The sequence below is a fragment of the Ruegeria sp. BF6 genome (assembly GCF_056538665.1).
The window spans coordinates 11,888-31,555 of sequence record NZ_JBQFTN010000020.1; the positions used below are offsets into that span (position 1 = coordinate 11,888).

The 19,668-nt window shown below is 57.5% G+C and carries 20 protein-coding genes; 16 read left to right on the forward strand and 4 right to left on the reverse strand.

Going from position 1 to position 19,668, the window contains the following annotated elements; translation table 11 throughout:
* Nucleotides 1–61 precede the first annotated feature (61 nt).
* The 7 genes from ACR0IM_RS22155 (at nt 62) to ACR0IM_RS22185 (ending at nt 8,123) form a co-directional block, all read left to right on the forward strand.
* Nucleotides 62–991: a tripartite tricarboxylate transporter substrate binding protein gene (locus tag ACR0IM_RS22155; RefSeq protein ID WP_480595880.1), complete on the forward strand. Its 930-nt coding sequence runs from the start codon at nt 62–64 to the stop codon at nt 989–991.
* A gap of 63 nt (nt 992–1,054) precedes the next feature.
* Nucleotides 1,055–1,591 (forward strand): tripartite tricarboxylate transporter TctB family protein, encoded by a 537-nt coding sequence (locus ACR0IM_RS22160; RefSeq protein WP_480643275.1) that lies wholly within the window; start codon nt 1,055–1,057, stop codon nt 1,589–1,591.
* An 8-nt stretch (nt 1,592–1,599) separates the two neighbouring features.
* Entirely contained in the window at nt 1,600–3,132 is a 1,533-nt protein-coding gene (locus ACR0IM_RS22165; RefSeq protein ID WP_480643274.1) for a tripartite tricarboxylate transporter permease, read from the forward strand.
* Nucleotides 3,133–3,139: 7 nt separating this feature from the next.
* The gene (locus ACR0IM_RS22170; protein ID WP_480683250.1) at nt 3,140–4,624 is read left to right on the forward strand and encodes an aldehyde dehydrogenase; all 1,485 of its coding nucleotides are present in this window, start codon (nt 3,140–3,142) and stop codon (nt 4,622–4,624) included.
* Between the two features lie 15 nt (nt 4,625–4,639).
* Nucleotides 4,640–5,935 (forward strand): aspartate aminotransferase family protein, encoded by a 1,296-nt coding sequence (locus tag ACR0IM_RS22175; RefSeq protein WP_480683251.1) that lies wholly within the window; start codon nt 4,640–4,642, stop codon nt 5,933–5,935.
* Nucleotides 5,932–6,891 (forward strand): phosphotransferase enzyme family protein, encoded by a 960-nt coding sequence (locus ACR0IM_RS22180; RefSeq protein ID WP_480683252.1) that lies wholly within the window; start codon nt 5,932–5,934, stop codon nt 6,889–6,891. Before ACR0IM_RS22175 ends, ACR0IM_RS22180 begins: the two co-directional genes overlap by 4 nt.
* The gene (locus ACR0IM_RS22185) at nt 6,888–8,123 is read left to right on the forward strand and encodes a Tm-1-like ATP-binding domain-containing protein (RefSeq protein ID WP_480683253.1); all 1,236 of its coding nucleotides are present in this window, start codon (nt 6,888–6,890) and stop codon (nt 8,121–8,123) included. The genes ACR0IM_RS22180 and ACR0IM_RS22185 overlap by 4 nt, the downstream gene beginning before the upstream one ends.
* Nucleotides 8,124–8,235: 112 nt before the next feature.
* On the opposite strand, the gene ACR0IM_RS22190 is transcribed toward ACR0IM_RS22185, so the two are convergent.
* Complete coding sequence (locus ACR0IM_RS22190) at nt 8,236–8,538, reverse strand: hypothetical protein (RefSeq protein WP_480683254.1); 303 nt, start codon at nt 8,536–8,538, stop codon at nt 8,236–8,238.
* Nucleotides 8,539–8,816: 278 nt separating this feature from the next.
* On the opposite strand from ACR0IM_RS22190, the gene ACR0IM_RS22195 reads away from it, so the two are divergent.
* The 9 genes from ACR0IM_RS22195 to fahA all read left to right on the forward strand — a co-directional run bounded on the left by ACR0IM_RS22195 (nt 8,817) and on the right by fahA (nt 17,139).
* Nucleotides 8,817–9,767, forward strand: a complete 951-nt coding sequence (locus tag ACR0IM_RS22195; protein WP_480595864.1) for an MBL fold metallo-hydrolase — start codon at nt 8,817–8,819, stop codon at nt 9,765–9,767.
* 70 nt (nt 9,768–9,837) lie between these two features.
* Nucleotides 9,838–11,460, forward strand: a complete 1,623-nt coding sequence (locus ACR0IM_RS22200; protein WP_480683255.1) for an FAD-dependent oxidoreductase — start codon at nt 9,838–9,840, stop codon at nt 11,458–11,460.
* 5 nt (nt 11,461–11,465) lie between these two features.
* Nucleotides 11,466–11,654: a DUF2783 domain-containing protein gene (locus ACR0IM_RS22205; RefSeq protein WP_170406772.1), complete on the forward strand. Its 189-nt coding sequence runs from the start codon at nt 11,466–11,468 to the stop codon at nt 11,652–11,654.
* 20 nt (nt 11,655–11,674) lie between these two features.
* Nucleotides 11,675–12,709, forward strand: a complete 1,035-nt coding sequence (locus tag ACR0IM_RS22210) for a TRAP transporter substrate-binding protein (protein ID WP_480683256.1) — start codon at nt 11,675–11,677, stop codon at nt 12,707–12,709.
* Between the two features lie 3 nt (nt 12,710–12,712).
* The gene (locus ACR0IM_RS22215; protein ID WP_480683257.1) at nt 12,713–13,261 is read left to right on the forward strand and encodes a TRAP transporter small permease; all 549 of its coding nucleotides are present in this window, start codon (nt 12,713–12,715) and stop codon (nt 13,259–13,261) included.
* Complete coding sequence (locus tag ACR0IM_RS22220; protein WP_480595856.1) at nt 13,258–14,574, forward strand: TRAP transporter large permease; 1,317 nt, start codon at nt 13,258–13,260, stop codon at nt 14,572–14,574. The genes ACR0IM_RS22215 and ACR0IM_RS22220 overlap by 4 nt, the downstream gene beginning before the upstream one ends.
* Before the next feature lie 37 nt (nt 14,575–14,611).
* The gene (locus tag ACR0IM_RS22225) at nt 14,612–15,157 is read left to right on the forward strand and encodes a VOC family protein (RefSeq protein ID WP_170516642.1); all 546 of its coding nucleotides are present in this window, start codon (nt 14,612–14,614) and stop codon (nt 15,155–15,157) included.
* A gap of 88 nt (nt 15,158–15,245) precedes the next feature.
* Nucleotides 15,246–15,878, forward strand: coding sequence for a maleylacetoacetate isomerase (maiA, locus tag ACR0IM_RS22230; protein WP_480683258.1), 633 nt, complete (start codon nt 15,246–15,248; stop codon nt 15,876–15,878).
* Nucleotides 15,879–15,888: 10 nt separating this feature from the next.
* On the forward strand, nt 15,889–17,139 hold the full coding sequence (gene fahA / locus ACR0IM_RS22235) for a fumarylacetoacetase (RefSeq protein ID WP_480643261.1): 1,251 nt from the start codon (nt 15,889–15,891) through the stop codon (nt 17,137–17,139).
* Nucleotides 17,140–17,179: 40 nt separating this feature from the next.
* On the opposite strand, the gene ACR0IM_RS22240 is transcribed toward fahA, so the two are convergent.
* From ACR0IM_RS22240 to xylA, 3 genes are all read right to left on the reverse strand, one after another.
* Nucleotides 17,180–17,608: a MarR family winged helix-turn-helix transcriptional regulator gene (locus ACR0IM_RS22240; RefSeq protein WP_480643260.1), complete on the reverse strand. Its 429-nt coding sequence runs from the start codon at nt 17,606–17,608 to the stop codon at nt 17,180–17,182.
* A gap of 61 nt (nt 17,609–17,669) precedes the next feature.
* Nucleotides 17,670–17,879: a hypothetical protein gene (locus ACR0IM_RS22245; protein ID WP_480643258.1), complete on the reverse strand. Its 210-nt coding sequence runs from the start codon at nt 17,877–17,879 to the stop codon at nt 17,670–17,672.
* Between the two features lie 472 nt (nt 17,880–18,351).
* The gene (xylA, locus tag ACR0IM_RS22250) at nt 18,352–19,659 is read right to left on the reverse strand and encodes a xylose isomerase (protein WP_480643256.1); all 1,308 of its coding nucleotides are present in this window, start codon (nt 19,657–19,659) and stop codon (nt 18,352–18,354) included.
* Nucleotides 19,660–19,668: the final 9 nt, after the last annotated feature.

Sequence of the window (19,668 nt, forward strand, 5' to 3'; positions counted from 1 at the left end):
ACAAAGCAACATTATTCTTGTTAACGCGGATCAAATAATGAACCACTGACGGGAGGTGTCAATGAAGAAAGTTCTAACAGCCGCAGCACTTGTTGTTTCTGCAACCGCCGCACTGGCCGACTATCCAGAGAAGCCAGTCTCTTTTGTCGTTCCGTGGCCCCCGGGTGACCTGGAAGACGTGTTGACGCGTCTCATCGCTGACGAGTTCCAAGCCATGTACGGCGTACCCGCCGCAGTCGTGAACAAGCCCGGCGGCGGTGGTGGCCCCTTCCCTGGCGCTGTTGAGGTCGCAACTGCTCCGGCGGATGGCTACACGATCGGTTCTTTCGTCATCGGTGTGCCGGTCATAGGCCCGGAAATTGGCATTCCTGAGCTCAACCCCAACCCGTTCGAACCGATTGGCATCTTTCTGACCTATCCCTTCGTCATCGCCTCCAGCAAAGACGCGCCTTTCTCGACCTGGGAGGAACTGGTGGAACATGGTAAGGAGAACGACGTAGCGCTCGGTCATTTCGGTACGGTTCTACCGCCCACACAAGTGACCTTCGCGGCTGCGGTAAGCAGCGGATTTGATTTCGCCAGCGAAGCCGCCTTTGACGCGTTGGACTGCAACACCTTGGCTTCGGGCGACGTGGACGTGATCAACACAACGCTTCAGCTCGTACTTCCTTGCTTGGATCAGGTGAATGTTCTGGCCAGCATCGGCGGTGAGCGGATTTCGCTGGTCCCAGACACGCCGACCGTTGTCGAGCTTAACCCCGAACTGCCTTTGGCGCTGTGGAATGGGCTGTTTGTCCACAAAGACACCCCGGCAGAGGCGCGCGAAAAGATCACGGCGGCTGCACAGAAAGCGATAAACTCTGACAAGGCCAAGAAACTTGCCGCAGAAACCGGAGCGCTGATCTACTGGCAGGACCCGGATGCCTCGAACGCGCAAATCGAACAGGACAAAGCCTCCTTCTCCAAAATCGAAGAGATTCTAGGCGAATAAAGCGAAACTGGCCCGGCACATTTAGATGGTGTCGGGCCTTTTTCTATCCAACAGGAGGCCAAAATGATCGCAAAGACATTGCAAGACATGTTCAAACGATACCGCCGACCCGGCGATGTTGTTTTTGCTTTAGCTTTTCTGGTTTTTGCCATTTTCCTTCTGACCCAATTGGATACACAGACCGAGGTTGTCAAACGCACCAAGTGGTTTGCGCAACCCGGCTTCTGGCCGAAAGTCTCGCTTTGGGCAATGTTCCTATTTGCCTTTCTGCACTGGCTCAGTTCGGCCATGTCAGACCGTATTCCGGGTCGCTGGCCCGAAGTCGCGTTCTGGTTTCGGTCTATTGAATACGTCGCTTATTTTCTGGTTTATGTCGCGGTCGTCCCGCTTTTGGGATATTTACCGTCGACCGTTCTGTTCGCGGTTTTCCTTGCGGTTCGAACCGGGTTCCGAACTGCCGGCGCCATTGGCCTTGCGGTGGCGTTCGGTGTTGCGGTGACGATCATCTTCCGTGCCTTTCTGCAGGTCAAAATTCCGGCAGGCGCCGTCTATGAATACCTGCCGGATTCCGTGCGCGCCTTTGCGCTGACTTATCTCTGAGGTTCGCTATGGAAACGCTTCTGTCCGGTCTTTCTATTCTGACACAATGGCAGGTGATCGCCGCTCTTCTGATCGGCTCGATCGGTGGGGTCATCATCGGTGCGCTGCCCGGTGTGGGAGCTGCGGTGGCCATCGCCATCCTATTGCCAGCTACATTCGCCTTTGAACCCATTGTCGGTCTGACGCTGTTGCTGGGTATCTATGGCTCGTCCATGTATGGCGGCGCTATTCCGGCCATTCTGATCAACACGCCGGGTACCGCGGTAAACGCGTTGACCACATATGACGGCTATCCGATGACCAAACGCGGACAGGGGCATCGCGCATTGTCGCTGGCCTATTCCGCATCTTTCTTTGGAGGAGTTTTTGCCATCATCTGCCTGATGATCCTGTCACCGATTCTGGCATTGGTCGCACCGCATTTCGGGAGCCGCGAGATTTTCCTGGCCGCCCTTCTGGGGATCATACTGGTGATCCTGGCCCATCGTGGACAGATTTTTGCTGCTGGCATGCTGGCGGCCTTCGGGATTTTCCTGAACACCGTCGGGCTTGAGCCTGTCAAATACACCCGCCGCTTTACATTTGACCAAAGCTGGCTGGCCTCGGGTGTCGATCTGATCGTTGTGGTGCTGGGCCTGTTTGCAATCAGTCAGGCGCTGCTGCTGTTACTGGAAAAGAACCATGCACCGGGCGAAGCGCACGTCAGCGGCAGCATTTTTGCCGGTCTCAGGGAACTATTGGGTATAAAACGTGTTGCCACCGTGTCCTCCAGCATCGGTGTGTTCATGGGTATGGTGCCGGGCACCGGCGAGTTCACCTCGCAATTCCTGTCCTACACCTATGCGCAGAAGACCTCGAAAGACCCCGACAAATTCGGTGACGGCTCGCCCGAGGGGCTGGTGGCCTCCGAGGCCGCCAACAACGCCGTTCCTGGCGCTGCCATGATCCCGCTGCTGGCGCTGGGTATCCCAGGTGAAGCGCTGACCGCGATGATGCTGTCGGTGTTCTACGTACACAACGTCATCCCCGGCCCGCAGCTGTTCGAAAACCAGATGGACTTTGTGATGGCGCTGTATATGGCGCTGATCCTGCTGAACGTCATCGTTCTGGTATTCCTGCTGTTCTCGACCAACTTGCTGCTGAAGATCATCCAGATCCCGACCCGGTTTCTGGGCATCATGATCCTGATCCTGGCCTTTGTTGGCGTCTACAGCCTGCGCAACTCGATCACCGATTGCGCCATTGCCGCCGGGTTTGGGGTGTTCGGCCTGATCCTCAAACGGCTGGACCTGCCGATTGTACCGATCATCCTGGGCATGGTTCTGGGCGGCATCATGGAGGTCAAATTGCGCAGCGCCATGGCGCGGGTCAAATCACCTCTCGATTTCGTCGACCGCCCGATTGCGGCGATCCTGACAGCGCTGATCGTACTGATCCTGCTGCTTCATTTCCGCACGCTGTACTTTGAATTCCGCAACAAGCTGAAACCCCAGCCGACCGCGCTACCGGTCGATTCCGATCACCCCAATCAGCAAGGGTAACCCTGCCATGAACCAATCCGATATTGACGCCCTGCGATCTCAGGTTCTGTCCCCCCGTTCGCACTTCATCGGGGGACGCTGGGTCGATGCCTCGCAAGGCGGTCACCGGGATGTTCTATCGCCGATTGATGGCACGGTTCTGACCCGGATTGCCGAAGGTACACCGGCGGATATGGAGGCAGCGATTGCCGCCGCACGAACAGCGTTCGAAGATGGCCGCTGGTCGCGCCGCCCCCCGGCTGAGCGCAAGAAAGTAATGCTGAAACTGGCCGAACTGATCGAAAAACACGCCCTTGAACTGGCAGTTCTGGGTGTGCGCGACAATGGCACCGAGATTACCATGGCCATGAAAGCCGAACCGATGTCTGCGGCCGGTACGTTCCGCTATTACGCCGAGGCGATCGACAAGGTTTATGGCCAGATCGCCCCCACTGCGGACAGCGTACTGGGTCTGATCCATCACGCGCCCGTTGGTGTGGTTGGCGCGATTGTACCCTGGAACATGCCGCTGATGATCGGCGCGTGGAAGCTGGCCCCGGCACTGGCCACCGGCAACTCTGTGGTACTGAAACCGGCCGAAAGCGCATCCTTGTCGCTGTTGAAACTGGCCGAACTGGCGGCCGAGGCCGGAATGCCCGACGGCGTGCTGAACGTCGTGACCGGTTCGGGCCGGGTGGTAGGTGAAACGCTGGCGTTATCGATGGATGTAGACATTATGGTGTTCACCGGCTCGGGCGCGACAGGCCGGCGGCTGCTGGAATATTCGGCGCGGTCGAATATGAAGCGATGCTATCTGGAACTGGGCGGCAAATCCCCCAACATCGTCTTCAATGACGCCCCGGACCTGAGCGAGGCCGCCAAAGTGTCGACGGGCGGCATCTTCCGCAACGCCGGCCAGATTTGCATCGCCGGATCGCGCCTGCTTGTGCAGGAGGACATCCACGATGGTATTGTTGCCGAACTTGTCAAACATGCCGAGGCGATGCGCGTCGGCAACCCGCTGGATCTGGACACGCAAATCGGCGCGGTTCATTCACTGCCCGAACTGGACTCTAATCTGGAATTCGTCGCCAGGGCCGAGGCAGAGGGCGCCGAGCGCCGTACCGGCGGAGGCCGCATTCTTGAGGAAACCGGCGGCTATTATATGGCGCCGACGGTGATGACCGGAGTGAAACCCACCGACAACCTGTTCCAGAACGAGGTGTTTGGCCCGGTCCTCGCCGTGACACCTTTCAAGGACGAGGACGAGGCGATCCGGCTGGCCAACTCCACGGTCTATGGTCTTTCCTCGGGCGTATGGACGTCGAACCTGAGCCGCGCGCACCGCATGATCGCAGGTATCCGCGCAGGTATCGTGCACGTGAACACCTATGGCGGGTCTGACTTGACCGTGCCGCTGGGTGGCGTGCGCCAGTCGGGCAACGGGCATGACAAATCGCTGCATGCGTTCGAGAAGTATCTCGATCTTAAAACCGCCTGGATAAAACTCTGACCAAGGGCCGACCGCATGACGCTTCCCCCGAAATCCGCCGCGCTTGTTGAACGCCGGGCCAAGCTGTTGGGCCCGAATGTTTCGACTTTCTACGATGAGCCGCTTCATATCGTGAAGGGCGACGGTGTCTGGCTGTGGGATGCCGACGGGCGCAAGTATCTGGATTGCTACAACAACGTGCCGCATGTCGGTCACTGCAACCCGCGCGTGGTCGACGCGATCTGCCGTCAGGCGTCGACGCTCAACACCCATACCCGCTATCTGCACGACGGTATTCTGGACTATGTCGAAAAGCTGACCGGCACGATGGACGCCTCGCTGGACACCGCCATCCTGACCTGCACCGGGTCCGAGGCGAACGACATTGCCCTGCGCATGGCCGAGGGCATGACCGGTAAACGAGGGATCATTGCCACGGATGCGACTTATCACGGCAACACGTCTCTGGTCAGCCAGTTGAGCAAGTCGAACGTGCCGACGGTTGGCTTCGGCTTGGATCAGTATTTCCTATTTGTGGAAGCCCCAGACAGCTATCGCAATCCGGACCCGGACGGCCGCAAATTTGCCGATGCCGTGGCCGAGCAGATTGCCGAACATGAAAAGTCGGGCATCGGATTTGCCGCTTTGGTCGTCTGCCCGTATTTCCTGAACGAAGGCTTCCCCGACCATCAAGACGGCTGGCTGAAACCTGTGGCCGAAGTAGTGCGCAAGGCCGGTGGCCTGCTGATCTGTGATGAGGTGCAATCCGGCTTTGGCCGCACCGGCACCCATATGTGGGCACACCAGAAAGTGGGTGTGGTGCCGGATGTCATGACGATGGGCAAACCGATGGCCAATGGCCATCCGGTGGGCGGAGTTGTGACGCGCAGCGAAATCCTGACCACCTTCCGCAATGGCTATCGGTATTTCAATACCTTCGGCGGCAACCCGGTCTCCTGCGCTGCGGCAATGGCGGTGCTGGAAGAGATTGAGGACAAGAACCTTGTCACCAATGCCAAAACGGTCGGCGATCATGCCCGCGCGCGCTTGGTAGCGTTGCAGCAGAAGTACGATTGCATCGGCGACGTGCGCGGCTCGGGCCTGATCTTCGGGGCCGAGATGGTGCTGGATCGGCAAAGCAAGGAACCGGCCAGCGAGTTCACCGACCGGGTAATCAACACGATGCGGCACCGGGGGATAATTCATTCGAAACTGGGACGTCACAAGAATACGCTCAAGATCCGCCCCCCCATGCCGTTCTCGAAAGAGAATGCCGATCTGTTGTTTGACACACTGGACGAGGTTTTGGCCGAAACCCCGCTGACCTTATGACCCGGATTGTCGAGCAAGCCCTGACCCTTTGGGGCATAGAAGATGCTGAGTGGTCGCTGGTCGCCGCCCGTGAAAACCATGTCTACCGGGTTCAGGCGGGTACAAAAAGCTTTGCCCTGCGTCTGCATCGCAAAGACTTGCACTCGGATGCTGCTCTGCGGTCCGAGTTGCTGTGGATTGCCGAGCTTAGCGCAAAGGGCGTCGGTGTACCCACGCCGGTACCGGCCACAGATGGTTGTTTACTGCATCTACTGGACGGGGTTCAGGTCGATATGCTGGACTGGTTGCCCGGTCGCCCTCTAGGTTCGACAGGCGGTGGAATTGATCACGAAGACCGAACAGGGATTTTTCGGGTCCTCGGACGTGAGATGGCGTGGCTACACAACATCAGCGATGACTGGACCCGGCCAGATGAATTCCTGCGCTGGTCTTGGGACCGCAAGGGGCTGCTGGGCGATGCCCCGCTGTGGGATCGCTTTTGGGAAAACGCCACGCTCTCGAATGAGGACCGAGCCCTGTTCATTACGTTCCGCGAAACAGCGAACCGTGATCTGCAACACATCGAAAACAAGCTGGATTTTGGCTTGATCCACGCCGATCTGGTGCGTGAAAACGTGATGGTCCTGGGCGACAAGGTCTGGTTGATAGATTTCGACGATGCCGGGTTCGGATTCCGCCTGTTCGACGTCGCGACGACTTTGCTGAAAAACCTGCACGAACCGGACTATGACGCTCTGCGAAAATCCCTGCTTGAGGGATACCGCACGGAACGGGCGCTCGATACCGGGCATCTCGATCTGTTCATGGCCCTGCGTGCGGTGACATATGTCGGCTGGATATCGTCCCGGATGGACGAAGATGGATCAGAGGCACGCAATATGCGGTTCGTCGATACCGCCCGGGGTCTGCTGACGCGTTACCTCGGAAAAAAAGTACAGACAGGAGAAAACCAATGACCAACAAAACGATCCTGCTGATTGGGACATACGACACAAAAGAGCCCGAGATGCGGTTCATCGAAGACGCCGTGCGGGCGCAGGGAGCGGCTGTGCTGACGATGGACGTATCTGTTCTGGGCAATCCGGAAACGCCGACCGATATATCGAAACACGACGTCGCCGCCGCTGAAGGAATGACCATCGATGATGTGATCGCGCTGGGGGATGAAAACAAGGCGTTTCGCGTCATGTCCGCCGGAGCGGCGAAGGTTGTAGCAAAAGCTTATGCCGAAGACCGGTTTGATGGGATGCTAGCCACCGGCGGCACCATGGGCACCGACCTTGCGCTGGATTGTGCGCAAGCGCTGCCAATGGGAGTGCCGAAGTATATCGTCTCGACCGTCAGCTTCTCGCCGCTGATCCCGCCGCATCGGTTGGCCCCGGACATTCAGATGATCCTGTGGGCCGGCGGTCTGTATGGTATGAATTCGATCTGCCGGTCCTCACTGGCCCAGGCCGCAGGGGCCGTGGTTGGCGCGACCAAAGCCGCCATCGTGCCGGATCGCAGCAGACCCCTGATTGGCATGACCAGCCTTGGGTCGTCCTGCCTGCGCTACATGAAAACCCTGAAGCCTGCTCTCGAAGAGCGTGGCTTTGAAGTGGCCGTATTTCATTCGACAGGTATGGGCGGTATGGCCTTCGAGAAACTGGCTGCCGAGGGCGCCTTTGCCTGCGTGATGGATTTCTGCATGCAAGAATTCGGCAATATGCTGGCAGGCTCCGTTGTCTCTAGCGGAGAAGATCGCCTTACCAATGCCGGTTGCGTTGGCACGCCACAAATGGTCGCCCCGGGCGCACTTGACCTATTGGACTTTGCAGGCTGGCAAGAGGTCCCGGACCAATATGCAGATCGCCCCTTTCACGAACATAACCGCCTGATCAAAAGCTCGGTTTTCAATGGCGAGGAACGCCGTGCCTGGATCCGAGAACTGGCGAACCGGCTGGAAGCTGCAACCGGGCCCGTTCACTTCTTCCTGCCGGTTCAAGGCGTCGAGGCATGGGACAAAGAAGGCGAGGAAGCTCATGATCCCAAAGCGCTTTCAGATATGGTTGACGAAGCCCGCAAAATCCTGCCGGGCCGGGTGCCGATGACCGAATTGGATGTCCACATCAACGACACTGCATTTTGCGATGCGGTCTTGGCTCAATTTGATGAGTGGGTTGAAAGTGGGCTTGTAAGCCGCGACTAGCGATAATGGTGCTACGGGCAAAGCGGAAGCCGCCCAGAATGCATCCCCGCAACTGCAGCCTGCGGCTCAGCTGCAAGTCTGTGTTAGGCGGGCGTTGCTGGATCGTAAGTAGCTACAGCTTTTGCGGTACAGCGAGGTTGATCCGGCGCTGTACTCCCGGCTGAAGACATTCGAGATCGAAATCAAACAGCGCCGCGTTCTGGAAGATGATCAGAGCGCAGATGCGTTGATGCAAGTACGGATGCGGGCATCCACTTTTCCAATTGGCTTTCTGCGCCCTCCCTTCGCAATGAAGACCGAGATGATTTCCTGCATTGGTACGTGGAGTCGGATACCCCTGATCATCAAGTATGCATGAGGGAGAAAATTCAATTCCGCTGGACGCCAGAAAACTACGAACCGACTGTTTAGACATCTTACCAGCCGCACTAAAAATCCGGTCGAAGCTGTAACGGCGTGCCGCAAATTCCGGCTGAATACATGTTGCAACGACTCAAGCTCACCCAAGCGAGCATCTAAAGGGGTCAGGCAAGCCATTGATAACAAGGGGATGGGCACCCCTGCATCATTTAGAGTCGGTTTATCGTTGACTTTCGTTTCAAATGAAACGAGATTGTTGCAAATGTAACGATGTAGCCGAATCCGCAAAAAACGAACCGAATTCCAGCTGCATCGCGTCTTTGGAGGATACTCATGGCCAAGGCATTCGCGTCCCAGGGGGACATGTCGGAAAAGAAAATATCGTTCACTGAGGTTGGCGAAGGGTTGTATGCCTTCACCGCCGAGGGCGATCCGAATTCAGGCGTTATTATCGGCGATGACAGTGTGATGATCGTCGAGGCGCAGGCCACGCCGCGTCTGGCCAACAAGGTGATCGAATGTGTGCGCTCCGTCACCGACAAACCGATCACCCATGTGGCGCTGACCCATTATCACGCGGTCCGCGTTCTGGGCGCCAGCGCCTTTGGCGCGCAACAGATCCTGATGTCGGACATGGCCCGCGCGATGGTCGTGGAACGGGGCAAAGAAGACTGGGACAGCGAATTCCAACGCTTCCCCCGCCTGTTCGAAGGGCATGAGAGCATCCCCGGCCTGACCTGGCCCACCACCACCTTCAGCGACACGATGACCGTTTATCTGGGCAATCGCCGGATCGATCTGATGCATCTTGGCCGCGCACATACCGCAGGCGATATCGTCATTCACGTGCCCGATCAGAACGTCATGTTCACCGGTGATATCGTGGAATACCACTCGGCCTGCTATTGCGGTGACGGGCATTTCAATGATTGGGGCGACACGCTGGACCAGATCAAATGGTTTGACGTCGATGCCATCGCACCGGGTCGTGGGGATGCTCTGGTCGGCAAGGACATGGTGAATGCCGCCATCGAGAACACGCGTGATTTCGTCGAAAGCACCTATCGACCAGCGTCACAGGTTGCGGCCCGTGGCGGGTCTTTGAAAGAGGCCTGGGACGCCGTGCGTGCCGAATGCGATCCGAAATTCGCCGACTATGCGATTTACGAGCATTGCCTGCCCTTCAATGTCGCCCGCGCCTATGACGAGGCCCGCGGCATCGACACCCCACGCATCTGGACCGCTCAGCGCGACCTTGAGATGTGGGAGGCCCTGCAGGGTTAAAACTATTGGCCCGGTCATTCGGTCGGACGCCCAATCAAAGTGAAACGCGCGCAGCCAGAGGAAAAAACCGATGTTCGATGACAGATACACGCTTGCCTACAAGCGTTATCCCTATGAGAAATCGACCGATCAAGACGCCGTGTCACCGGTCCGCCATCCCGTCGTGGTGATGGGCGGGGGACCGATTGGCGTGGCCACCGCGCTTGATCTTGGGCGGCAGGGCATTCCGACACTGGTGCTGGACGACCACGAAGGTGTCGGCATGGGATCGCGCGCGATCTGTTTTGCTAAACGCTGTCTAGAGGTTGCTGGCCGCTATGGCTGTGGCAAGCCGATGGTCGACAAAGGGGTGGTTTGGAACCTCGGCAAGGTCTTTCACAAAGACGACCAAGTTTTCGAGTTTAACCTGCTGCCCGAGGAAGGCCATGAATATCCCGCCTTCATCAACATGCAGCAGCCCTATTACGAAAGTTACCAGCTCGACCGCTTTGAGGAGTTGCAGGCGCAAGGAGCTCCGATTGAAATCCGCGGCAAGAACCGCGTGGATGCCGTCGAAGTGCACGATGATCACGTCACCCTTTCCATCATGACACCGGATGGCCCCTATACGCTCGAAGCGGACTGGCTGATCGGGTGTGATGGGGCCTCGTCGCCGTTGCGCACGATGCTGGATCTGGATTTCACCGGCAAAGTTTTCCAGGACAGTTTCCTGATTGCCGACATCAAGATGAAAAACGACAGCTTTCCGACCGAACGCTGGTTCTGGTTCGAACCGACCCACGGGTCGGGTGCGTCCACCCTGCTGCACAAGCAACCCGACGACGTCTGGCGCGTGGATTTCCAGATCGGCTGGGATGTCGACCGGGCCGAAGAGATGAAAGAGGAGAACATCCGCCGCCGTCTCGACGCGTTCCTGGGCGAAGGTGTTGAATATGTCATGGTCTGGTCGTCAATCTATACGTTCCAGTGCAAGCGCATGGACAGTTTCCGCCACGGTCGCGTGTTCTTTGCTGGGGACGCAGCGCATCAGGTTTCACCTTTTGGCGCACGCGGAGCCAACTCGGGCATGCAGGATGTCGACAATCTCGGCTGGAAATTGGGCATGGTGATGCGCGGTGAAGCCCCAGAAAGCTTGCTGGACACTTACGACGTTGAACGCATCCATGGCGCGGATGAAAACATCCTGAATTCGACCCGTTCGACGGATTTCATCACTCCAAAGTCCGAAACGAGCCGCATTCTGCGCGACGCCGTGCTTTCGCTGTCCGAAAAGTACGAATTTGCGCGCCCCATGGTGAATTCCGGTCGCCTGTCGGTGCCTTGCACCTATGACGGGTCGCCGCTCAACTCTGCAGATGCCCTGAACGGCCCCGCACAATCGCGCCCCGGATCGGTTTGCCCTGATGCGCCGCTGGGCGACGATTTCCTGTTGTCCAAACTCGGCGACGAATTCATCCTTTTGACCATCGACGCCGATGCCCCTGATATGATCGAGGAAGACGGTGTTCAGGTCACGCGCCTGGCGCTTTCGGTCAAGGATGACAAAACCGGCGCTCTAAAAAAGCGGTATCTGGGCGAGGCCGACAGCGCGGTTTACCTGATCCGCCCGGATCAACACGTGGCCTCTCGCCGGCCTGGCTTTGACGAAAATGCGATCCGCGCTTCGATCCGGCGCGCGGTCGGCAAGGAGTAAGCCTCATGACTGATTTGATCCTGACCCCTAACATTGATGGCGTCGATGATTTCTACGCCGAGCTTCTGGCCGCTCATGACGGGCTGGAAAAAGACCAAAGCGACGCATTAAGCGCCCGCCTGATCCTGATACTGGCTAACCACATCGGCGAACGCTCGGTTCTGACCGAAGCGATCAAAGCTGCTGAAATCTGACACTTCATAGGGAGGAAACTATGAAACTGAACCTGAAAACCCGCGCCCTCGCCTGCGTCGGCGCAACTTCCATCGCCCTGTCGCTCGCATCGAGCGCGATGGCCGACACCACTCTGGCCCTGTCCAGCTGGCTACCACCGCGCCACCCGATCGTGACTGGCGCGATCAAACCCTGGGCCAAGCAGGTCGAAGAAGTCACCGACGGGCGCGTGACGGTCCGTGTATTGGCCAAACCGCTGGGCCCGCCGCCCGCGCATTACGACATGGCGGCCGACGGTGTTGCCGACATCACCTATGGTCTGCACTCGTTCACCACCGATGACCGTTTCACCCGGTCGCGTATCGGCCAGTTTTCGTTCATCGGCGATGACGCCGTGGCTGGTTCCAAAGCGTTCTGGAACGTGTATTCCGGTCCGCTGGAAGCCCAGAAAGAGCATGAAGGCACCAAGCTTCTGGGTCTGTTCGTGCACGGCCCGGGCATGTTGCACAACAACGTCCGTCAAATTGAAACCGCCGACGATTTTGCCGGTCTGAAGATCCGCGTCCCCGGTGGCTATATTTCCGATCTGATGTCGGGCATGGGCTCAACAACCCTCTTCATGTCCTCGGGCGAGGTCTATGAGAAGCTGTCGCGCGGCGTGATCGACGGGGTCACCTTCCCCTATGATGCCTTGGCCGCGTTCAAGCTGACCGAAGACGTCAAATACACGATGAAAGTGCCCGGCGGTCTCTATAACACAACCTGGTTCATGGTCATGAACGAAGACAAGTGGAACGAGATTTCCGCAGAAGACCAGGCCGCGATCGAAGCGATCTCGGGCGAGGCTTTTGCCACGCTGGTTGGCGAGGCCTGGATCGGAGCCGACGAAAAAGGCAGCGCAGCTGCTGAAAAGGCTGGGATCACGGTTTACGAAGCTCCGGCTGCCGTGGTTGATGCGATCAAGTCCCGGGCGGCTGACGCCGAAGTTGCATGGTCCGAGGCAATTTCGGCTGATGGCTATGACGGAGCGGCAGCCCTCGAAGAACTGCGCAAGCAGGCTGGTGTGGATTTCTGATCCATGGAGCGGCTTCGCCATCGTTTCCCCGACCAGCCCCCGGAAGAGGGGCTGGACATCGGGCTGCTGCTTGACAGGACGCTTGGTGCCGGCGCCGCTCTGATCCTGTTCTGCCTCATTCTCATCACCTGTGTGGATGTGATCGGGCGCTACTTTCTGAATGCACCACTATCCGGTGCATTCGAACTTACCGAAATTCTGCTTGCAGCCCTTGTTTTTCTGGCTTTGCCGCTGACAACAGAGCGGCGCGAGCATATCGAGGTCGACTTGCTGAACATGGTTCTCGGCAAGCATACCCAACGTCTGCTTTCCGCCTTTGCCGGGCTGTTTTCCGCCGCCCTTCTGGCCACCTTCGCCTGGCGGCTGTTTACCCATGCGGCCAAGGCGGCCCATGACGGCGCGGTCAGTAACGCGCTGGAGATCCCGCTGGCCCCCTTTGGATATCTGGCGGGCGTGTCCTGCATGGTCTCGGCCTTCATCGCCTTTTTGCGCGGCCTGCAACCGCCGAAAGAGCGCAATTCCGATCAAGCGTCTCCGGAGGCTTTGCCATGATTGAATCACTCATCGGTTTTGCCGTCCTTCTGGGGTTGATCCTGTTGCGGGTGCCGATTGCCTTTGCCATGGCGGCGGTTGGTGGATTCGGCTTTGCCTATATGCGCGGCTGGGAACCGGCTTGGGCGATGACCGGCCAAGTGGCTTTCGATACCGCACTGTCCTACAGCCTGTCAGTCATTCCGCTTTTTATCTTCATGGGCAACGTGCTGGCTGGATCCGGCGTCGCACATGGCCTGTTTGCGGGTGCTGACCGGCTATTTGGCAAACTGCGCGGCGGCCTTGCCATGGCGTCCGTCTTCTCTTGCGGGGGCTTTTCCGCGGTGTGCGGGTCTTCACTGGCGACGGCTGCGACCATGTCCAAGGTCGCGATGCCCTCGATGCGCAAGTTTGGCTATGATGACCGCCTTGCAACCGGCTCCATCGCGGCTGGCGGCACGCTGGGTATCCTAATCCCGCCCTCGGTGATCCTGATCATCTATGGACTGCTGACCGAAACCAACATCGCCAAACTGTTCATTGCTGGCATCATACCAGGCATCATCGGTGTGCTCCTGTATCTTGGCGCGGTCATGGTTGCGGTGCGTGTAAACCCTGCGCTGGCGCCCGAAGAAGAAAACACCGAACCGATGAGCCGGACCGACCTGGTTGGCGTCTTCTGTGTGCTGGGCCTGTTCCTGTTCATCATGACCGGGATCTACGGCGGGTTTTTCACCCCAACCGAAGCGGCAGGTATGGGTGCAGGCGCATCGGTGCTGATTGCTGTAGCCTTGCGGTCCATGACATGGGGTGGGTTTTTCGCCGCCACGATGGATTCCATCCGAGCTACTGCGATGATCTTCGCCGTCATTATCGGGGCCGAGCTGTTCACCAATTTCATAAACTTCGCCGGGCTGCCCGATGCGTTGTCCAGTTTTGTGATCGACAACGAAATGCCCGTATGGGCGGTGATAGTGTTCATCATCGTGGTCTACATGGTGCTTGGCTGCGTGCTGGAAAGCCTGTCGATGATCCTGCTGACGGTGCCAGTGTTCTATCCGCTGATGTTCGAGCTGGAGTTCGCCAACGAACTGTTGCTCGATCCCGAAAACGCGCTGATCTGGTTCGCCATCGTCGTTGTTGTCGCGACCGAGATCAGCCTGATCACCCCCCCGGTCGGCATGAATGTCTTCGTACTGAAAGGCGTTCTTCAGGACGTGTCGCTGGCAACCATCTTCAAGGGCGTCCTGCCCTTCTGGATCGCCGACATCCTGCGGCTGGCCCTGCTCATCCTCATTCCCTCACTGTCGCTCTGGCTTGTGGGACTGATGTGAACCACCCAAACCCAACCCATTCGGAAAGGAAGACACGATGAAAATCGAAAAAATTCACCACGTCGCCTATCGCTGCAAAGATGCCAAGGAAACCGTCGAGTGGTATGGCAAGATGCTGAACATGGATTTCATTCTGGCCATTGCCGAGGACCATGTGCCCTCGACCCACGAGCCGGACCCCTACATGCATCTGTTCCTGGATGCCGGTGATGGCAACGTCTTGGCGTTCTTCGAACTACCGACCAAGCCTGAAATGGGCCGCGACCCGAATACTCCGATCTGGGTTCAGCACATCGCCTTCAAGGTCAAGGACCGCGCAACCCTGATCGAGTTCAAAGAACACCTCGAGGCCAACGGCGTCGAAGTTCTTGGAGTCACCGACCATTCGATCTTTCATTCAATCTATTTCTTCGATCCCTCAGGCCACCGGATCGAACTGGCCTGCCCCGACCCAGAGGAAGAAGCGATGCTGGCACGGATGGACGAGGTGAAATGGCTGATGCTCGAAGATTGGTCGAAAACCAAGAAAGCACCGAAACACGCTGATTGGCTGCACGCCAAAGAACTCAACAAAAGCGCCTGATGCACTTTCCCGCGCCGGGTGTCTGATCCGGCGCGGGACCTGAAGCCGTCAGGTTTTGACTATGCGCTAAGACTTGCTGGATGAGGTCATGAAACTTTACTCCTATTGGCGTTCTACGACCTCATACCGGGTCCGGATTGCTCTGAATCTCAAAGGTCTCAGCTATGAAACCTGCCCGGTCAATCTGGTCGCCGGAGAGCAGTGTGCCCCCAACTACGCGGCACTTAATCCCTGCAAGGGTGTTCCGACCCTTGTTCTTGAGGACGGCACTGTTCTGACCCAGTCGCTTGCGATTATCGAGTATCTGGACACTATCGTCCCTGAGCCTCGGCTATTGCCGACAAAACCGCTCCAACGCGCCCGCGTTCAGGCCGCTGCGCAGACCATAGCGTTAGACATTCACCCGGTGAACAACCTCAAGGTCCTGACCCACCTCAAGACCCACATGGGGCTTTCGGCGGATGACCAGCTTGATTGGTTCCGCCATTGGATGACCGAAGGATTTACCGCCTATCAAGCACTGCTGCCAAAGGCGACGACGTTCAGTTTCGGGGATTGTCCCGACCTCGCCGACATCTGCCTCGTAGCCCAGCTTTATAACGCGCATCGCTGGGGCGTTGATATGTCCCCCTTCCCCCGCCTTCTCGAGATCGAGGAACGCGCCCTTTCCCTTACGGCGTTCAACAACGCCCGCCCCGAAAATCAGCCCGACGCGGCTTAAAGGTGTAACCATGACGAAACTCTTGCCCTCTTGGGTCGAAAGCGCCAACTCGGCCGCGACCGACTTCCCGCTAAACAACCTGCCCTATGGTGTTTTCAGAACCGGCGCGGGCGCGCCGCATTGTGGCGTGGCTATCGGAGACATGATCCTCGACGTGACGCAGATGGAGATGGACGGCAAACTTGATCTGCCCGAGGCGTTAGTGTTTTCGAGCGGGTCATGGAATGGGTTCATGGCGCTTGGGGCTCAGGTCTGGAGCCAATTCCGCGCTACTTTGACCGAGGCACTGGCCGCAGGATCTGACCGTCAGAACGAATTGACCGCCTATCTTGTTCCGATGGCCTCCGCCACGATGGCCATGCCGTTCGACGTCGCCGAGTACACGGATTTCTATGCAGGCCGCAATCATGCGTTCAATGTCGGCACCATGTTCCGTGGCCCTGAAAACGCCCTGCCCCCGAACTGGCTGCACATTCCGATCGGCTATAACGGACGTGCGTCATCGATCGTGGTGAGTGGCACGGACATACGCCGCCCGTGGGGCCAGCTCAAAAGCCCTGATATGGACGCGCCGATCTTTGCCCCGTCCCGGCGGTTTGATTTGGAGCTGGAGATGGGCGCAATCGTTGGGCAACCTTCGCACGGGCCTGTATCGGTTCAGCAGGCCGATGACATGATTTTTGGCTATGTTCTTCTTAACGACTGGTCCGCGCGGGACATTCAGGCATGGGAGTATCAGCCGCTTGGCCCGTTTCAGGCCAAGGCCACCGCGACCACGATCAGCCCGTGGATCGTCACCAAAGCGGCGCTGGAACCCTTCCGCACCTCAACACCCGAGCGCGAAAAAGAGCTGCTTCCTTATTTGCAGGAACCCGGCCCGATGCTTTATGATATCGCCCTTGAGGTCGGGCTGGCACCTGATGGTACGGCAGAGACGATTATCGCGCGTACCAACTACAACGAAATGTATTATTCCGCGGCTCAGCAACTTGCCCATCACACGACCAGCGGCTGCCCGATGCGAGTGGGGGATTTGCTGGGATCAGGCACAATTTCCGGCCCTGAAAAGGAAAATCGCGGCAGCCTGCTGGAGCTTAGCTGGGGCGGCAAAGAGCCTCTGACCCTGGACAGCGGAGACGAGCGCAGCTTTCTGGAAGATGGCGATAAGCTCACACTGCGCGGTGCCGCGCACGGTAAGGACCATCGTGTCGGGTTTGGATCCTGCGTGGGCACGCTGCTTTCGGCCCATGATCGGCCGTGACAGGTATGGGCAGAGGTCATTTTGACCTCTGTCCTTTATTTCAGTCGGATTTGGCCACGATCATAAGCGCCGATATTCCCTGCTCCAGCGCTTCGCGATCCTCGGGGGTCAGCGCATCAAGCATACGGTTGGCCCGTTCCCGCACTTTTGGCTCTAGATGCTGAAACTGGCGAAACCCCTCGGGCGTGCAGCGATAAACCCGGATTCGACGATCCTCGTCTGAGGTTTCACGAACGATCAGCCCCTTTTCATCAAGGCGTTTGGCCGCCCGGCTGACCTGTACTTTATCAAGTGTCGTCCGCCGTGCGAGGTCCAGCGACGTCATGCTTTCTACATTTGCCAGCAGAAACAGCAATCGCCATTCCTCACGCGAGAGGCCCAGTTCGCGCTCATAGACGTCCGTAAGGTTTCTTGAGAACGCTTCGGACGCGACAGCCAATCGGTATGGAAAAAAATCATCGAGTTGCATGCTTCGCGTAGAATAAGCCAATATCGTTTCACCTGCAACGATATGTTAGCAGGTATACCCATCAACATTCCATGAAATCGACCGCTTCGAGACGAGCTGCGGTGGGCGGGGCGGAAACATCTTGGTCGCCAGAGGAATAGGTGGCGACCACCCTGTCCTCGCGGCGGTCGACATCCAGTTTGATCGACCTCATCAGCGGCTTGAACACAGTCAGCCGGGTCAGGCTCATCTCGATACTCGAGATGCAGGAAAAGGCAAAAATCAGCGGCACGAAGGGTCCGCGCCACTGTCTGCCCAAGGTGAATAGCCACATAAGCCTTGCCATATTCAGACTTGACCGCGCCTCACAGGGCAATGCAATCACGCAGAGTGGCGCCACGGATTTAGGCAGACAGATAATCATTGGGCAGGCCCGCACACTTGAGCACCTGCTACCAGCGAGATTTTCAACACCTGCGTCACGGTGCATGTGCCATCGACAGCGCGTCTTCATCGCTGGCCTTTGGAACCCAGCCTCGAACCTTCTCAATTCCCACACGAAAAATCAGAAGGGACAAAAGGCTTTGGCGCAATTTGGTAACCCATTGGCAGGATTGGGCAGTCTTACCAGCGAAGTTTGTCAGCCAACGAACTAGACTCGCCACGATGATTCTCAGAGAGACTAGCGCACCCGGATATCACTCAGGGGTCTGCCGCAAGCATAGCCCGCCTGGAAACCTGTCCCTATGTATCAGTTTCCTTGGTCACACAAACCTGTTCACGTAATTCTCTAGTATTTCCTGGCGTCCTGATTTTGGCTCAGGATTGATCCCTTCATGAACAACTCGAGCGGCGATTTCTTCCAGGCTGCAGTCCAACATTGACGCCGCCCCGGGTGCGCTCCAACCAGAGTACCGTTCTGACAGCGCTCGATCCAAACCACCGTCTTCAATCATTGCAGCCGCTGCTTTCAAACCACGCGCACATATGTCCATGGCGCCGATATGAGCTGCCAACAAGTCGGTGGCGTCAATCGATTGCCGGCGTATTTTGGCGTCAAAGTTTGTGCCCCCGGTTGTAAATCCACCAGCTTTCAGAATGTAGTAGTATGCCAAAGCAACCTCTGGCGTGTTATTCGGGAACTGGTCCGTATCCCACCCAGATTGGTAATCGTTGCGGTTCATATCTATCGAACCCAACATACCCTCTGAAGAAGCAACCGCGATTTCATGCTCGAAGCTATGCCCCGCAAGGATTGCGTGTCCCTGCTCTAGGTTCAGCTTTACTTCGTTCTCCAACCCGTATTTCCGAAGAAATCCGATGCAGGTTGCCGCGTCATAATCGTATTGATGCTTGGAAGGTTCCTGAGGTTTGGGTTCCACAAGAATGGTGCCCTTGAACCCAATCTTGTGTTTGTATTCCACGACCATGTTCAGAAACCGGCCCATGTGGTCCAACTCGGTTTTCAAATCCGTGTTCAGCAGGGTCTCGTACCCTTCACGTCCGCCCCAGAGCACATAGTTTTCGCCACGCAGTTTATGGGTCGCATCCAAGCATGACTTTACAGTTGCTGCGGCAAACGCGAAAACGTCGGGATCAGGGTTAGTGCTGGCGCCAGCCATCCACCGGCGGTGACTGAACATATTGGCCGTCCCCCAAAGCAACTTAGTACCAGACACGCGCATCTTTTCACCAATATAATCGGTGATTTCTTCCAGGGTTCTCAGATTGTCGGCAAAATTTCCTTGTTCGGGCCGGATGTCGGCGTCGTGCCAGCAAAAAAACGGCTGGCCCAAAATCTCAAACATTTCGAAAGCGATGTCTGCCTTCAGGCGGGCTCGCCCCATATTATCCTGCGGATGCCATGGGCGTTCCAGGGTCGCCCCTCCAAAGGGGTCTCCTCCCTCCCAAGCAAATGAGTGCCACCAAGCCACTGCAAACCGCAAATGGTCTTCCATACGCTTACCCATGACAATTTCGTCCGGATTGTAATACCGAAAGGCCATCGGGTTCTTGCTTTCAACACCTTCAAACTGGATCTGCTCGATCCCTTCAAAAAATCCGCTTGGCATTTCTGCCCC

Bases quoted from the DNA above. Each gene is read 5' to 3' on its own strand.
- ACR0IM_RS22205 (WP_170406772.1), top strand. From the start codon at position 11,466: ATGACTGATTTGATCCTGACCCCTAACATTGATGGCGTCGATGATTTC.
- ACR0IM_RS22175 (WP_480683251.1), top strand. From the start codon at position 4,640: ATGACGCTTCCCCCGAAATCCGCCGCGCTTGTTGAACGCCGGGCCAAG.
- ACR0IM_RS22225 (WP_170516642.1), top strand. From the start codon at position 14,612: ATGAAAATCGAAAAAATTCACCACGTCGCCTATCGCTGCAAAGATGCC.
- ACR0IM_RS22180 (WP_480683252.1), top strand. From the start codon at position 5,932: ATGACCCGGATTGTCGAGCAAGCCCTGACCCTTTGGGGCATAGAAGAT.
- ACR0IM_RS22185 (WP_480683253.1), top strand. From the start codon at position 6,888: ATGACCAACAAAACGATCCTGCTGATTGGGACATACGACACAAAAGAG.
- ACR0IM_RS22200 (WP_480683255.1), top strand. From the start codon at position 9,838: ATGTTCGATGACAGATACACGCTTGCCTACAAGCGTTATCCCTATGAG.
- maiA (WP_480683258.1), top strand. From the start codon at position 15,246: ATGAAACTTTACTCCTATTGGCGTTCTACGACCTCATACCGGGTCCGG.
- ACR0IM_RS22220 (WP_480595856.1), top strand. From the start codon at position 13,258: ATGATTGAATCACTCATCGGTTTTGCCGTCCTTCTGGGGTTGATCCTG.
- ACR0IM_RS22165 (WP_480643274.1), top strand. From the start codon at position 1,600: ATGGAAACGCTTCTGTCCGGTCTTTCTATTCTGACACAATGGCAGGTG.
- fahA (WP_480643261.1), top strand. From the start codon at position 15,889: ATGACGAAACTCTTGCCCTCTTGGGTCGAAAGCGCCAACTCGGCCGCG.
- ACR0IM_RS22155 (WP_480595880.1), top strand. From the start codon at position 62: ATGAAGAAAGTTCTAACAGCCGCAGCACTTGTTGTTTCTGCAACCGCC.
- ACR0IM_RS22240 (WP_480643260.1), bottom strand. From the start codon at position 17,608: ATGCAACTCGATGATTTTTTTCCATACCGATTGGCTGTCGCGTCCGAA.
- xylA (WP_480643256.1), bottom strand. From the start codon at position 19,659: ATGCCAAGCGGATTTTTTGAAGGGATCGAGCAGATCCAGTTTGAAGGT.
- ACR0IM_RS22210 (WP_480683256.1), top strand. From the start codon at position 11,675: ATGAAACTGAACCTGAAAACCCGCGCCCTCGCCTGCGTCGGCGCAACT.
- ACR0IM_RS22215 (WP_480683257.1), top strand. From the start codon at position 12,713: ATGGAGCGGCTTCGCCATCGTTTCCCCGACCAGCCCCCGGAAGAGGGG.
- ACR0IM_RS22195 (WP_480595864.1), top strand. From the start codon at position 8,817: ATGGCCAAGGCATTCGCGTCCCAGGGGGACATGTCGGAAAAGAAAATA.
- ACR0IM_RS22190 (WP_480683254.1), bottom strand. From the start codon at position 8,538: ATGTCTAAACAGTCGGTTCGTAGTTTTCTGGCGTCCAGCGGAATTGAA.
- ACR0IM_RS22160 (WP_480643275.1), top strand. From the start codon at position 1,055: ATGATCGCAAAGACATTGCAAGACATGTTCAAACGATACCGCCGACCC.
- ACR0IM_RS22170 (WP_480683250.1), top strand. From the start codon at position 3,140: ATGAACCAATCCGATATTGACGCCCTGCGATCTCAGGTTCTGTCCCCC.